Genomic DNA, 15,092 nt, shown 5'->3' with positions numbered 1-15,092 from the left:
TATTACTTGTTTTCTTCTGATGCCAGTTTCCAAGTTATTTTCACCTTCAGTGATGCCTGCCCAGTGGATTCGACTACATAAACCGAGCCTTTGGCGGTAAAATTCACCCCAAACTCAACTTCTCCGCTTACAGGTTGCGATTCTTGCTGCAAAGTACGAAACGCCTTTGTAATTGGGCGACACCCGCGAACAATCAAATCCTTAACTGCATCGAAGTTAGCCTCTACTTTTTCTATAGGTAACTCACCAGTGAGCGATACACGACCTACTGATGTATCTGGTAGCTCAACTGCTACCACAATCGTGCCGCCATCCTCTGTATTCAGTTCTAGAAGCTTACGAGCCATAATTTAATTAGCTTGTGGCTATATCTGAAAAAGGTAAGTAAAGTTGCTTTGTAAGTCAATTTATATAAATTTCTAGATAAACAATTTTTATTTGGAGAAAGTATATCTCAGGATAATATCTAAAAAAACTATACCAATAAACCCGTTACTTTAAAAATTTACTAAAAATTTACTGTTACCTCGTACCTTGCATCTATATGACTTCACAATCTTCTCGCTCTGACAAAATTCTGGTTGTTGATGACTCTCCTGATAACGTGTTTTTGATCAAAACTATTTTGGAGGAGGAAGGTTACACGATTAGCACCGCCGAAAATGGGATTTCGGCCTTAGCAGAATTGAAAGCTTCTCCTTGTGACTTGGTTCTGCTGGATCTGATGATGCCAGGTATGGACGGGTACGAAGTCACTAAGCACATTCGTGGAGAGATGAAATTGCCGCAATACATCCCCATATTGCTGATAACTGCCCACGATACGCCCAATGTCGCCCACGGATTAGACTTGGGTGCTGATGATTTTATCCGCAAACCTGTAACAGTAGATGAATTACTGGCACGAGTGCGATCGCTCCTGCGCTTGAAGAATAGTATGGATGAACGTGATGAAATTGCCCGCCAGCGAGAAGATTTTGTCTCCCGCCTCACCCACGACTTACGCACTCCCTTAGTGGCGGCCGATCGCATGTTGATGCTATTTCAGCAAGGTGCGTTGGGAACATTATCACCACAAATGCAGGAAGTAATTGCCATCATGGCTCGTAGCAATATCAACCTGCTTTCTATGGTCAATACTTTATTGGAAGTTTATCGCTTTGAAGCAGGTCGCAAAACTTTGGCATTTCAACCGGTTAATTTGGACAGATTGCTAGAGGAGGTGACTGGAGAATTAGCACCCCTAGCTCAAGAAAAAGCACTGTCGATTAATCTAGACAAAACTTTGGAGTCAAGCACAAACACAGTGATGGGCGATCGCTTAGAATTGCATCGTCTATTCACTAATCTGATCGGGAATGCGATCAAATTTACCGATTCTGGGTCTGTTACTATTCGTTTTACTTCTCAAAGCCAGTTTGACAAAAGTAGCCAATCTCAGTTCTCTGAAAGATCCAATTCTGTTGACTACATTAGAATTGAAATAGCGGATACAGGCCCAGGTATTCCCCCTGAAGAACAAGCCACCATCTTTGAACGATTTCGCCAAGGCAGTCACAAGAGTTCTGGTAGTGGCTTAGGACTGTACCTTGCTCGTCGAATTGTCGAGGCACATCAAGGCATTATTCTGCTTAATTCCGAGTTGGGCAAAGGTAGTGTATTTATTGTACTTCTACCCACCAAAACATGAGAAAATTAGCAATTATAAATTATGAATTGTAGAGTTTTTTATCCTGATAATTCATAATTTATAACCTTACTACTCTCTACCGATAATTTAAAGTAATTATTCCAATTAGAAATTGAAATCCTAAACTATGACGAATAAAATATGTTGATCTAACAGCGCTAGCATTGAATAAATAGTTTTTGATAGGACAAAAATAATGATTACCACTGAATTATCTAACGTTGGCGATATTATCCAGAATCAGCGAGAGTTTTTTCAAACTGGTATAACTAAAGATGTCACTTTTCGCATTGAACAACTTAAAAATCTCAAACAAGCAATTATTGAGTATAAACAGTCAATAATTCAGGCATTACAAAGGGATTTACATAAACCAGAATTAGAGACTTACATTACAGAAATCGGCGTAATTAAGGAAATTGATTATGCTATAAAACATCTTAAAAACTGGAGTAAGCCCAAAAAAGCAGCCGTTTCTTGGGATTTTTTTTCCTACTCAGCTAGAATTTATCCAGAACCGCTAGGGGTTGTCTTAATTATCGGGCCTTGGAACTATCCATTTAACTTAATTATCTCACCGTTAATAGGTGCGATCGCAGCCGGGAATTGTGCAATTATCAAACCTTCAGAAATTGCTTCTCATACCTCCGGTATCATCGCTGAAATTGTTGCTAAACATTTTGACCCAGCTTATATTGCAGTGGTTGAAGGAGGCGTGGAAGCAAGTCAAAAACTACTGGCAGAAAAGTTTGACCATATCTTTTTTACTGGTGGCACAGCCGTCGGCAAAATCATCATGGCAGCAGCGGCAAAATATCTCACACCAATTACTTTAGAATTGGGTGGTAAAAGTCCTTGTATCGTAGATACTGACATTAATCTTGAACACACTGTCAGACGAATTACTTGGGGCAAATTTATTAATGCTGGACAAACTTGTATCGCCCCTGACTATCTTTTAGTTAATAAAAAAATCAAAAAAGATTTAATAGATGGGCTGAAAAAATGCCTCAAAGAATTTTATGGCGATAATCCAGCAAACAGTCCTGATTATGCCAGGATTATCAGTCAAAAACACTTTGATAGGTTGGTTAACTTTCTCAAAGATGGTGAAGTTATCATTGGTGGAAAAACTCAACCTTCAGAGCGTTATATTGCCCCCACAGTGATTGATAATGTTTCCTTAGAAGATTCTGTAATGCAGGAAGAAATTTTTGGCCCTATTCTACCCATCATTGAATATACTGACATTCCAGAAGCGATCGCCTTGATTAACTCTAGACCTAAACCCTTGGCGTTATACTTATTTTCTCAAAACAAAAACCTACAAAAGCAAGTTTTGCAGGAAACTTCATCTGGTGGAGTCTGTATCAACGATACAATAATGCAGTTTGGTGTCTCGTCTTTACCATTTGGTGGGGTGGGAGATAGCGGTATTGGCAACTATCACGGCAAAGCTACTTTTGACACTTTTTCCCATAATAAAAGTGTATTGCAAAACTCTTTCTGGCTGGATTTAAAATGGCGATACGCTCCTTATGAGAGCAAATTGCCGCTAATCAAGAAACTTCTGGGTTAATAGTTATGAGTTAGGAGTTATGAGTGAGAAATAAAAATCTATAACTCCTAACTCTGCCAATTTTTAGATTGTTCCTTCAATCCAAAATCTAAAATCTAAAATCCAAAATTGAATAACTCCTAACTTTTACAACCCAAAAGCGTTGCTGTAACGCTCCTCAGCCCAAGGTTCACCACGGCGATGGTAGCCATTGCGCTCCCAAAAACCAAGTTCTTCACCAGCTAAAAACTCTAAACCATTAATCCACTTAGCACTTTTCCAAGCGTAGAGGTGGGGTACAACTAGCCGCATTGGGCCACCGTGTTCAGATGGAAGGTCTTCACCAAAGACTTTAAAGGCAAAGAAGTTTTCTTCCCGCATAAAATCTTCTATAGAAATATTAGTGGTGTAGCCGCCATAGCAGTGTTCCATAATGTGGGCTACCTTGGGGTCTAGTTCAATCAGACCCATGAACTCTGTAACTTTAATGCCAGTCCATTTGACATCGAGTTTAGACCAGCGCGTTACACAGTGGAAGTCCGCTGTGAATTCGTGTTGAGGCAGCGCCATAAAGTCTGACCAACTAAAGGTAGCAGGTTTTGCCAAACCCCAAACTCGAAACTCCCATTCCTCAGTGCTGACTTGGGGAGTTGCACCGTAAGTTAATACGGGGAAACCTTTAGCTAAGTGTTGACCAGGAGGGACGCGTTCGCCCTCTTCCTTCCCTGGTTTTTGAAAAAATTTTCCTAGCATAGTTGGAGAAAAATAAGTTTTCTCAAAATATTTACAAGCTTTTTTGCTGAGTTGCCAACAGCACCAGATGTTTTACTCTTTATATGATTACTTGATCATTACTCATGAATCATAGGTAATGGGTAATGGGTAATGGATATTCCCAATTACTCACTAGCAATTTTTTTCGATCTAATCAGTTTGTGAGTTCCAGTCGGGGTTTAAATCCCCGTCTGAAAATGTCTTTAATTTTGAATTTTGAATTTTGAATTTTGAATTGTTATGATTCTTCTTCCTCTTCTTCAGCAGCTGGATATACAAATGTAGAACGTCCAGTCAAAATCGATTTACCCAGAGAGAGGGCTTTCTGAGCTTCGACGACGGCTTTATGCCTCCAGGTAGCTCGACGTTTATCTCGTTTGGATTTGGAAGTTTTCTTCTTAGGAACAGCCATGTCAGCAGATATCGCGATTCTTGACAACCTTCTTATTCTAGGCCATCCACTGACGCTAACGACAACAGTAGGGGCAATTCATGAATTGCCCCTACTGAAAATCATTCTTTTCGGCTATTTTTTGGGTAAGTCCTGGCTATTTTCAAAGAAAAGTAGCGATCGCGCAGTTTTGAAGTAAGTGGCCCAATTTTGAGCATCAGGGCGCGATCGCCATTCTGGCCGACTGACTTCTAATGTCAGAACTGGTGCGATCGATCCATAATTTTGTACGGACACAATGATTGAAACATCTGTCACCAAGATATCTTGGTCGAAACTCCGTTGAGCAGCTGCTCTAGCGGCTGCTTCCGCTCTGGTGAGAACGGTTTCGTAGTTTTCATCTGGCAGGCGGTCAATAGCTAGATCAACTCTAGCGGTGTAAGCTCGCACAACTTGAGGTGCGATCGCTTCCGTCACAAACCACGCAGAAACGGTAGCTATGAGCAAAACTACTAAAGGAACTATCCGGATTCTTCTGGCAATTTGGCTAATAACTGAAAAGGGAGTGATCGATGATGGTAGGTGAGCAGAAATCTTGCTCATGACCTTCTATCTCCTTAGTGATGATCTGTTATTGAAGTTAGGTGAAAGTATTTTCCGGTCAATTAACGTAATAAAAATTACATTCTAACTTAAGATTCGATGAGAATCACCTAGACTACAAGACATAGGTTAGCTTTGTTTTTTTGGCAAAGCCAACCGCAATTTTAAGACCAGCAAACAATAACTGACAAAGAGCGGGATGGCAAATTACTGGGCGATCGCGATTGGCATCAATCAATATCAGTTATTTCAACCTTTAAGTTGTGCCCAAGCAGATGCTGAGGCACTAGAAGATTTTTTGGCGACGGATGCAGGTTTTGTCCCCAAGCACTGTCTGTTAATGACAGATACTTCGCCGCCGATTGGCGATCGATCCACCTATCCCACGAAGGAGAATATTCTGCTGCTGCTTGAGGATTTGGCAGCGACAAGTTGGCAACCGGAAGACTATCTGTGGTTATTCTTTAGCGGTTATGGAGTCAACTACAAAGGCAAAGATTACTTAATGCCAGCAGAAGGCAACCCCGAACTTGTGCAAGAGACTGGCATAGAATTGCGATCGCTAATGCAAAGTCTGCAACTTGCTGACCTAAATGTATTGCTACTACTCGATATCAACCGCGCTTTTGGCACCCAAGCGGATGCTCCCGTTGGCGAAGAAACAATAGAACTAGCCCAAGAACTACAACTGGCGACAATTCTTTCTTGCCAACCAGAGCAATTTTCCCATGAAAGTAGCGAATTAGGTCACGGATTCTTTACAGCAGCTTTGTTAGAAGCTTTGCGTTCTGGCAATGGCAGCAACTTGGCAGATTTAGAAAGCTACCTAAGCCTGCTCATGCCAAAATTATGTCAACACCATTGGAATCCTGTCCAAAACCCTGCCACTATCATCCCATCAAGGCAGCAAGTAATCTTGCCAAAATTGGCAATGGAAAGCGACTTTGAAGCAGAATCGGTGATTTATCCCGAAGAATCCTTTGCTGTTGCCCTTGCGGCTCCCCTCCTCGACGATTACCCTAGAACTTCAGCAGATCGGGGCAGATGGGGAGAAGCTACTGTGAACTCCTCCCAACAGGTGAAGGCTCACAAGGTCGAGAAGTCTAAAACTCAACAAGTCCAGGAGTCAGCTACCGGCTTAGTTTCCCAGCCAATGCCGGAAACTTCTTTAGGAGTGAACACCAGAGGAAGATTTATCCCCAATTCCTCCAAAGGCTACGTCTCTCGATTGCCATCGAATCAGCCAAGCATCCCTTTTTGGAAACAGTTTATTTTATGGGGCGGAGGTAGCTTGCTGGTAGCAGGTTTAATGGCCGTAGTTTTTCTCCGTAATCAAGAAACTTTTAGAATTAAGCAAATATCAAACACATCACCCAATGTTACTGCTAGCAACCCCAAGGTGATCCAGAATTTACCAAGCGTTCGCACTCCACCAGTTAGAATCAACAACCAATCTAGCGCCCAAATAGCCTCTAGTTCCGAGTCAAAAAAGCGGAATCAAGCAGTATTAGACCTGGCGAAAATGTCACTCAGACAAACTCAGGCTAGCGATTTGGGCTTGGCGATCGCTACAGCCCAGAAAATTCAACCCGGTGAACCACTGTACGAACAAGCTCAGGAGAATATTAAGATTTGGAGCCGGATGATTTTAGATTTAGCAGAAGGTCGTGCGAAACAAAGACAGTATGCTAGCGCTATTGCTGCCGCTCGATTAATCACCAAAGATGAGCAGCTCTATTCCAAAGCACAAGCAGCAATTAATCTGTGGCGGCTAGAGGGCAAGCAGTATGTGAGTAACAAAACTCTTTTAGATGCAGCTAATGCCTTGATTAAGTCTGGACAGGCATCTACCTACAATCGTGCGATCGAAGTTGCCAAGAAAGTATCACCAGGTCAACCAGGCTTCGATACTGCCCAAAAATCGATCAATAAATGGAGTGAGAAAATTTTAGATTTGGCCAAGCGTCGCGCCGCCGAAGGAGAACGTAATGCCGCAATTGCGACCGCTGCTTTAGTGCCAGAGGAGACAGGCGCTTACGAAGATGCTCAGGATGCTATCCAAAAATGGCAAAAAAAATAGTTAGGAGTTAGGAGTTAGGAGTTATGAATATGAATTATGAATTATGAGTTTTATTTTTAATTACTCACTAATCACTCCTCATTCCTAACTTTCCCCTCAGCACTCTGTATTAGCAGTACTGCGATACATCTTCGCCACAATCGTCGGCTAGATAGCACATTGCTCGGAAACGTAAACCAACCACTTCTTCATATAAGGGGTTAAGCTTGCACATGGGCGGAATGTGAAACAGAGTTTTCCCGAATAATTTGACATCTCGTTCAAAGGGACACTGAGATGGAATCAGTTTGCACAAGCGGTGAGCTAGTTGGCGATCGCGCACTTGAATGCTATCTACCTGTTGCCGTAGGGGTTGGAGAATATCCCAGTAAGGCTTGGAAACAGAACGGTGTAGCTGGCTTGCTTTATGGTTACTATTCTCAGTTTGATTGATTGAGACCCAGCTTGCCAGAAAAATCTTTTTTGTGGTAATGTCGAATACCTTCATGGTTAATCCTCTGTGTAATTGAGGCTATTCACCTTTTTGATGAATATATACAACGTGGCGACGACCTTTACCGGAAGAATCGCGTCCTGACTGCGATATAATGTGATACCTGAATCGCCACTTAAGTCAGAACTTAATTTGTTACTACGTCAAGTTAATCGCAATTTTCTGGGGATCGGTAGTGTAATATTACGATCTTGTTCATAACTTGACATACGTTAAATTTTAGTAAAGACATCTGTCATTAGGTAGGTTTTAGTGTAACATTTACAAACCTTAATACAAGGTCTTCCTGCAAGTATTTTTGCTAAGTATAAATATTGGTAATACCCTAGTAGGCGTTTTTCCTCTCTGTATTCTCACGTTACCCACGTCGCCGCGTCCTGTTCATTGGTGGCTGAATGCCGTAGAAGCTTTGCCCAGATGCTCACAGATAATTGGTATAAGTTGCTCACTATCAAACAACCTTAAGCTGAAAGCACCTACTGGGCTGGCAGGGTTAATTCTGGGAACGTTCTAGAAACAATCCGTTAGTCTTTGATAAACACAGTTTGCTTGTAACTGCCCTGATTTAGCAAACACACACAGGACTTACGCAAAACTACACGCGGTAGGGGCAATTCATGAATTACCCTACCCAAAAATAAGGGTTTCGGCTATTGTTTGCGTAAGTCCTGACACAGTTACTTCATTTTCCAAAGGGTCAACAATCCAATATTCGACCATACCTATATATGCATACTCAGAGTTTTTTTGGTCATAGCGATCGCCTCCAAACAACTATAGGCAGGCAAGTACGAATTAATGGGGCTTCTTCCCGATGATAAGAGACTAGGACAATGAAGTTGCTATTGTGCGATCACATCTGATGCTGAAAACAAGCATACAAACAATTTTGGCAGTGCGATCGCTTGCTCAAAATTGGACTCAGTAATTTACAAAGAAATATTTAAAAAATTTTCTTTTTTAAGTAATTTTTCATGAAAATGTATAAAAAATTGATTTAAGCTTTTTAAGCTAACTCGGTTTAACCACTGTCGTAATCCAGAGATACATTGTGCCATAAATATCTTAGGCAATTACTAATTAGGTTGCTGTCAACATAAACTGAGTATTAAAGGCGACTAAAGTATGAGAATGGGAGATCATGTTTATTATAATTGTGGTGGTTACAGCCATCATGGTATTGACTGTGGTGATGGTACAGTCATCGAGTATACAAAGAGTCAAAAAAACATTTCCCGTGTTTCCAGAGATTTTTTTGTATCTGGAAGGACGGTTTTTGTAAGAGAGTATGGTAATTGTGACTCACCACACGTTGTAATTCAACGCGCCGAGAGTAGATTGGGGGAAAATGCCTATGACCTGTTTGATAATAATTGTGAACACTTTGCTACATGGTGTAAGACAGGTATACACGCAAGCGAACAAGTCAAAAATGCTGGAGCAGGTACAGGAGGAGCATCTGTAAGTGGAGCCGCAGTTGCGGGTAGTATTGGTGTTGTCAGTGCTGCCGGAGCCGCAGCCGGACTAAGTGGAGCCGGGATTATGTCAGGTCTAGCTACAGTTGGTGGAATTGTTGGTGGGGGAGCTGTTGCGGGCATTGGCGCACTTGGTATGGCTCCTGCTGCTATAACAACTCTGGCAATGAATAGTGTTTTAGAAGATAATGAAAATCTTACTACCGAGGAGCGAGAAGCTCGTGCTGTTGGCAGAACGATGACGACTGTTGGTGCTGCTGCTGGTACTGCGGGAGCCGTTGGTGCTGTTGCAGCGGCTGGAAGCGTTGCTGGTCTGAGTGCTGCTGGAATCACTTCAGGGTTAGCCGCTGTTGGGGCGACAGTTGGCGGTGGTATGGCAGCAGGTGTAGCTATCACAGTTGCAGCACCAGCAGTTGCAGCCGCAGCAGTTGGTTATGGTGCTTACTGTTTCTGGAAATGGATATCAGAATAATAAATCAGCAATTTAGAGACAGTTGTTTATACGCACTACCCAACCTCTATCAAGGTAAATGATTTTTCTTTAACTCTCATGCCAAAGCGCAAAGACCTTCAGAAAAACTCTGTGTCTTTGCGCTTTGGCGTTAAATTGTTATCTTACCCTATGATGCTACCTGAGCAGCAGTCCGAGTCCGCCGTCTTCTACCATCAGCAACTTTCACAGGTGGCTCATCAGGAATTTGCATCAACAAAGTCACAGATGGCTGACATTGCAGTTCTCGGCGGATGGAACGTTGCAATTCTCGTTCTAAAGTTCCTTGCAATCCACCCCAATCTATATCTGCTGCTTCACCTTCCCCAGCAGCGAATTCTGACCAACGCACACTGAGGATTTCTTCAATTCGTTGTTTTACCCAGGTTTGTAGTAGCGATCGCTCTACACTTGTCACTACACCCCGGAGGTGAGTTTCTGGTTTTGCCAACAGTTTACCATTCCAATCAATGGCAGCTGCGATCGTGATAATGCCTTCTGAAGCCATGCGTTGCCGTTCTTGCAATACTTTGGAACTTACCATACCCGAACTAGTAGTATCCACCAATTCGATACCAGATGGCACTTTACCAGCGACGCGAATGGAATCTTCAGTCAGTTCGACAACATCACCATTCTGAATAATGATCATGTTTTCTGCGGGAATGCCCATACTCTGAGCCGTTTCTGCGTGCTTCACCAGCATCCGATGTTCGCCGTGAAATGGCACAAAGAACTTGGGTCGAGTTAAGGCAATCATCAGCTTTTGTTCTTCCTGACAGCCGTGACCGGAGACGTGAATCCCTTTATCTCGACCATAGATCACTTTTGCTCCCTGAATCATCAACTTATCGATGGTGTTGACTACAGCGATCGTATTTCCGGGAATTGGGTTAGCAGAAAATACGACGGTATCTCCTTGGCGGATTTTAATGTGAGGATGTTCTTTGTTGGCAATGCGAGTCATTGCTGCCATCAATTCACCCTGAGAACCTGTAGTTAAAATTAAAACTTTTTCGTCAGGTAGATTACGGACTGCGTGCAATGGTTGCAGCAGATTATCGTCACACTTGATGTAACCTAAATTGCGGGCATGAGCAATCAAGTTCAGCATGGAACGCCCCACAATCGTCACTACACGGTTTTGCTTCTTGGCGATATCCAAAATCATGTTGATGCGATGCACACTGGAAGCAAAGGTAGTGACAAATAATCGTCCAGTGGCTTGACTAAATACTCTCTCCAGATTGGGATAAACTGAACGTTCCGAAGGTGTAAACCCTGGTATCTCAGCGTTAGTGGAATCACTTAGAAGGCAAAGAACGCCTTTTTCACCATGTTCTGCTAGGCGTTGCAAGTCAAACTTTTCACCATCCACTGGGGTATGGTCAATTTTAAAATCGCCTGTGTGAATGACTACACCAAGGGGAGTCTGAATCGCAACAGTGAAACTATCAGCGATGGAGTGGGTGTTACGGATATATTCCACCAAAAAGTTTTTGCCAATCCGCACGACATCACGGGGTAGAACAGTTCTGATTTCTGTGCGATCGCGGACTCCCGCTTCTTCCAATTTACCCTCTAGCATTGCCATTGCTAGTCTGGGGCCATAAATCACCGGGATATCAAATTGCTTGAGATGAAAAGCAATCCCGCCAATATGGTCTTCATGACCATGAGTAACGATCATTCCTTTAATTTTGTGGCGATTTTCCCGTAGATAAGTTGTATCTGGCAGAACAATATTTACTCCATGCATCGCCTCTGTGGGAAAAGCCAATCCTGCATCTAACAGGATAATTTCATCGTCATACTCGAAAAGACAAGTATTTTTTCCAATTTCATGCAAACCGCCCAAAGGAATAATTTTCAAGGCGGAATTGTTAGCTTCGTTTTTAGCCATTTTCTCCTTAGATTGTTACTTGTGGTTAATTAAGTTGATAGTTAACTTTCCTTGTATTTAAGACAACATCATCTGTCTCTTAAGTCAGTCTGAAAGCAATCAAGTTTTAATTGAAGATTTCAATTTTTTATTCAATAAAATCAACTGTACATTCAAGGATTCATAGTATATCTATCAGTCCTAGCACAGGTTTTTTAAATTGCAACTTATGAACAATTATGATCATTGTTTATATGTATCTTTGGTAAGGAGTAGATTACCAGCGCTTAACTAGCTGGTGGCTAGATTAAACTAAGTTCTTTCAGAACCGCTTCTAACTTTTGACTGACTTCTAAATCAGCTTCACATAGCGGCGGACGAGTTGAACCAACCTCCCAACCTTGAAGTTTCAGTGCTTTTTTCACTGGAATGGGATTTGAAGTGAGAAATAGAGCTTTAAACAACGGGAAGAGTTGGAGATGAATCTCGCTGGCTACCTCAATTTTACCAGCACTAAAAGCTTGGATCATCTGCTGTAGTTGGTTTCCTACCAGATGAGAAGCCACACTTACCACACCCTTTGCCCCGATCGCTAACAAGGGCAAAGTCATGTAATCATCACCAGAATAGATGTGGAATTCTTTTGGTGTCAAGCGACGAATTTCGCTTGCCTGATCTATACTACCAGTGGATTCTTTAATCCCGACAATATTGCTAACCTCAGCTAACCGGGCAACTGTTTCTGGCTGAAGGTTTTGTCCGGTACGACCGGGGACATTGTATAACAACAACGGTAAGTCGGGACAGGCTTGTGCTATCGCCTTAAAGTGCGCTTCCAATCCCGCCTGTGGCGGTTTGTTGTAATAAGGAACAACTTGTAAGGAACCATGTACTCCTATCTTAGACGCTTTTTGGGTGGCAGCGATCGCTTCTTTGGTGGAATTTGAACCACAACCTGCGATCACCTTAGCTTTTCCTGCCACGGACTGCAATACTTCGACAAATAACTGGTATTCCTCATCCCAACTTAGCGTCGGAGATTCTCCTGTTGTGCCGCACATCACCAATGTATCTGTACCGTTGTTAGCTAGATGCATCGCCAGTTCTGCAGCTACATCATAGTTGACACTACCATCTGCTTTAAACGGCGTAATCATCGCGGTTAAAACATTGCCAAAATCTCCCACCCTTTTTTCACTCCTGATTACCCATGTTTTTGTATCTTGGTGGTTTTCTATTGTAATAACCTATCTGCCAATTACTTTCAAGTGTCATTAATCATTTGTCACTTAATCAATGATTAATGACTAATAGCTAATGGTTTGAGTAGATTTTTTTCTACCAACAATTCGGCGATTTGTATTGCATTCAATGCTGCGCCTTTGCGGATTTGGTCGCCACACAACCATAATTCCAAGCCACAAGGATGAGAAATATCCTGACGAATTCTTCCTACTAAAACTTCATCCCGACCTGTTGCTTCAATTGGCATCGGAAAATGATTATTTCCCCAATCTTCTACCAGTTTCACTCCAGGGGAGGAATTTAAAATTTCTCTGGCTTCCTTTGCACTAAAGGGAGTCTCAAATTCTAAATTAATGGCTTCTGAGTGGGCGCGGAGTACGGGAACCCGTATACAGGTCGCAGTGATTCTGATTTGCTGCGTGCCAAATATTTTTCGGGTTTCGTTGACCATTTTCATTTCTTCCTCACAATAACCCAAATCGTTTAATGGGGAGTTATGTGGGAATAAATTAAATGCCAATGGGTAAGGCAATATTTCGGCAACTGGTGTCCGTCCTTGTAGTATAGCGCTTGTTTGGGTTTTGACTTCTGCCATTGCTCTGGCACCCGCACCACTAGCAGATTGGTATGTGGAGGCTACAATGCGTTGCACTGGTTTAACTTTATGCAATGGCCATACTGCCACAGCCATTAAAATTGTTGTGCAGTTGGGGTTAGCAATAATGCCTTGGTGATTAGCTGCGGCTAGTGGATTCACCTCTGGGACTACTAAGGGAACTTCCGGGTTCATCCGAAAGGCACTGGAGTTGTCAATTACCACTGCGCCCTTTTGGACAGCAATTGCTGCCCAAGTTTTGGATGTGGAACCACCTGCACTAGCTAGTACTATATCGACATTTTCAAAGGCGCGATCGCCAACTTGCTCTACTGGTATATTTTCTCCTTTAAACCGCAGCGATCGCCCAACACTCCGTTCTGATGCCAATAACTTCAGGTTAGCAACAGGAAAATTACGACTTTCTAATAATTCCAGCAACTCTGTGCCGACTGCACCAGTCGCTCCCAAAATAGCTAAACGATAGGATTTCGACAAACTTGCTTCCTCCTTTAAGATTTGGAACAATTGACAATTTACTTATATTTAAATAGCGATCGCAGTCTGGAAATACATTTTGAATAGATTTAGATTTTTCTTTAATTTAGTCGATCTTTAATATATCTAATACATTTATTTTTTTGTTTATTTAATAAGTTAAGTGATGTTGCATTTTACAACAATGGCGATCCAATTTCTCCATCGATTTTAACTATATATTATTATACAACAAACCGCCATTTAGCAGAAAAATGGAGATATCTGCACTTAGACGCTTAACAGGCATCCCACCTGTAAGGTGAACAAAGGTCTTGGCTGTAAAGTTGCTTACCAAGATGATGAATATACTAGGATCGAAATGCATAAAACCAGCACTGCACAAAACTGAACTATGTGGCTAGGTAACAGATGCGCTCTCATACCACAACTTAATAATAGCTAGACTCAATACTATAACTTTAACTTGGGAGTATTAACCACTCACTGAGAACCAGGATATCACGGCGTTAGCCCGCTGAATAATTAATTCCTAAGTTCTGAGTGACTGGGGAGTGGGACAAGGGGACAAGGGAGAATTCTTGAATAAGTCTCTCCCTTGTCTCCTCGCAATGCCCCATGCCCAATGCCCAATGCCCTTATTAACTAAATTGTTATGAAGGTAAAATGTCAAGTCCTTGGTCATTGGCAGTAAACTGGATGTTTGCCCCAGGACAAACATCCATCCTTGGATGTCATCAGACCTTTTGGCAAACTCCCATTGCCCCTAAGAGACATCAAGCCATAAACGCGAATAATTATTGCGTCTTGTGTGTACTCGGAGTATAAAATACCAGAAAAACTAGAGACGAAGCATGAAAGTCACCCAGGAAAAACTTCCCGCCAGCCAAATTGGCCTGGAAATAGAGATTACGCCGGAAATTACCAAGCAAACTTACGAAAAGGTCATTAAAAACTTAGCGAGTACTGCCAATATTCCTGGGTTTCGTAAAGGCAAAGTGCCTCGGACAATATTACTACAACGGCTGGGTACAACTCGAATCAAGGCATCAGCGCTGGAAGAACTAATTCAAGATGGCATTGAGCAAGCAGTCAAACAAGAAGCCATCCCAGCAATCGGTCAGCCACAATTGCGCTCCTCCTTTGAGGATTTGATTAAGAATTATGAACCGGGAAAACCTCTGACGATTTCGGCTGCTGTCGATGTAGAACCAGAAGTGAATCTAGTGCAATACACTGATTTGCAAGCTAAGGCCGAAGAAGTTGTGCGATTCGTTGCTTAGTGAATCACGGTAATCAGTCCGTACATAACTAAGCC

General features: G+C 42.2%; 12 protein-coding genes and 1 pseudogene. 5 read left to right on the top strand and 8 right to left on the bottom strand.

The features are described 5' to 3' along the window. Window positions 1-2: 2 nt before the first annotated feature. Window positions 3-347: a CU044_2847 family protein gene (locus HWQ41_RS19240; protein ID WP_292766146.1), complete on the bottom strand. Its 345-nt coding sequence runs from the start codon at window positions 345-347 to the stop codon at window positions 3-5. Window positions 348-544: 197 nt separating this feature from the next. Here HWQ41_RS19240 and HWQ41_RS19235 point away from each other — a divergent pair, with 197 nt between their 5' ends. Both HWQ41_RS19235 and HWQ41_RS19230 read left to right on the top strand, forming a co-directional pair. Continuing rightward, the gene (locus HWQ41_RS19235; RefSeq protein ID WP_292766143.1) at window positions 545-1,690 is read left to right on the top strand and encodes a hybrid sensor histidine kinase/response regulator; all 1,146 of its coding nucleotides are present in this window, start codon (window positions 545-547) and stop codon (window positions 1,688-1,690) included. Window positions 1,691-1,886: 196 nt separating this feature from the next. After that, the gene (locus HWQ41_RS19230; protein WP_292766141.1) at window positions 1,887-3,269 is read left to right on the top strand and encodes an aldehyde dehydrogenase; all 1,383 of its coding nucleotides are present in this window, start codon (window positions 1,887-1,889) and stop codon (window positions 3,267-3,269) included. A 126-nt stretch (window positions 3,270-3,395) separates the two neighbouring features. Here HWQ41_RS19230 and HWQ41_RS19225 read toward each other — a convergent pair whose 3' ends face one another. The 3 genes from HWQ41_RS19225 to HWQ41_RS19215 all read right to left on the bottom strand — a co-directional run bounded on the left by HWQ41_RS19225 (window position 3,396) and on the right by HWQ41_RS19215 (window position 5,016). After that, a complete protein-coding gene (locus HWQ41_RS19225; protein WP_292766138.1) occupies window positions 3,396-4,001 on the bottom strand; it encodes a sulfite oxidase-like oxidoreductase in 606 nt (201 codons plus the stop codon). A 259-nt stretch (window positions 4,002-4,260) separates the two neighbouring features. Further along, window positions 4,261-4,434, bottom strand: coding sequence for a 50S ribosomal protein L32 (gene rpmF / locus HWQ41_RS19220; RefSeq protein WP_094328804.1), 174 nt, complete (start codon window positions 4,432-4,434; stop codon window positions 4,261-4,263). A gap of 114 nt (window positions 4,435-4,548) precedes the next feature. Then, on the bottom strand, window positions 4,549-5,016 hold the full coding sequence (locus HWQ41_RS19215; protein ID WP_292766136.1) for a hypothetical protein: 468 nt from the start codon (window positions 5,014-5,016) through the stop codon (window positions 4,549-4,551). Window positions 5,017-5,215: 199 nt separating this feature from the next. On the opposite strand from HWQ41_RS19215, the gene HWQ41_RS19210 reads away from it, so the two are divergent. Further along, window positions 5,216-7,096, top strand: a complete 1,881-nt coding sequence (locus tag HWQ41_RS19210; RefSeq protein ID WP_292766134.1) for a caspase family protein — start codon at window positions 5,216-5,218, stop codon at window positions 7,094-7,096. 109 nt (window positions 7,097-7,205) lie between these two features. Here HWQ41_RS19210 and HWQ41_RS19205 read toward each other — a convergent pair whose 3' ends face one another. Beyond that, on the bottom strand, window positions 7,206-7,583 hold the full coding sequence (locus HWQ41_RS19205; RefSeq protein ID WP_292766130.1) for a Mo-dependent nitrogenase C-terminal domain-containing protein: 378 nt from the start codon (window positions 7,581-7,583) through the stop codon (window positions 7,206-7,208). A 1,137-nt stretch (window positions 7,584-8,720) separates the two neighbouring features. Here HWQ41_RS19205 and HWQ41_RS19195 point away from each other — a divergent pair. Continuing rightward, window positions 8,721-9,536, top strand: a complete 816-nt coding sequence (locus HWQ41_RS19195) for a lecithin retinol acyltransferase family protein (RefSeq protein ID WP_292766124.1) — start codon at window positions 8,721-8,723, stop codon at window positions 9,534-9,536. A gap of 148 nt (window positions 9,537-9,684) precedes the next feature. On the opposite strand, the gene HWQ41_RS19190 is transcribed toward HWQ41_RS19195, so the two are convergent. The 3 genes from HWQ41_RS19190 to HWQ41_RS19180 all read right to left on the bottom strand — a co-directional run bounded on the left by HWQ41_RS19190 (window position 9,685) and on the right by HWQ41_RS19180 (window position 13,774). Further along, on the bottom strand, window positions 9,685-11,457 hold the full coding sequence (locus HWQ41_RS19190) for a ribonuclease J (RefSeq protein WP_292766121.1): 1,773 nt from the start codon (window positions 11,455-11,457) through the stop codon (window positions 9,685-9,687). A 281-nt stretch (window positions 11,458-11,738) separates the two neighbouring features. After that, window positions 11,739-12,623, bottom strand: a complete 885-nt coding sequence (gene dapA, locus HWQ41_RS19185) for a 4-hydroxy-tetrahydrodipicolinate synthase (RefSeq protein WP_292766118.1) — start codon at window positions 12,621-12,623, stop codon at window positions 11,739-11,741. 113 nt (window positions 12,624-12,736) lie between these two features. After that, entirely contained in the window at window positions 12,737-13,774 is a 1,038-nt protein-coding gene (locus HWQ41_RS19180) for an aspartate-semialdehyde dehydrogenase (RefSeq protein ID WP_292766114.1), read from the bottom strand. 854 nt (window positions 13,775-14,628) lie between these two features. Between HWQ41_RS19180 and HWQ41_RS19175 the strand changes: the two are divergent. Then, window positions 14,629-15,039, top strand: a pseudogene (locus HWQ41_RS19175) (trigger factor family protein); the annotation flags it as partial. Between the last annotated feature and the right edge of the window lie 53 nt (window positions 15,040-15,092).

Source organism: Nostoc sp. NOS(2021), assembly GCF_017115025.1.
Taxonomy (GTDB): domain Bacteria; phylum Cyanobacteriota; class Cyanobacteriia; order Cyanobacteriales; family Nostocaceae; genus Nostoc.
This window is presented reverse-complemented; position numbering and strand designations above follow the sequence as displayed.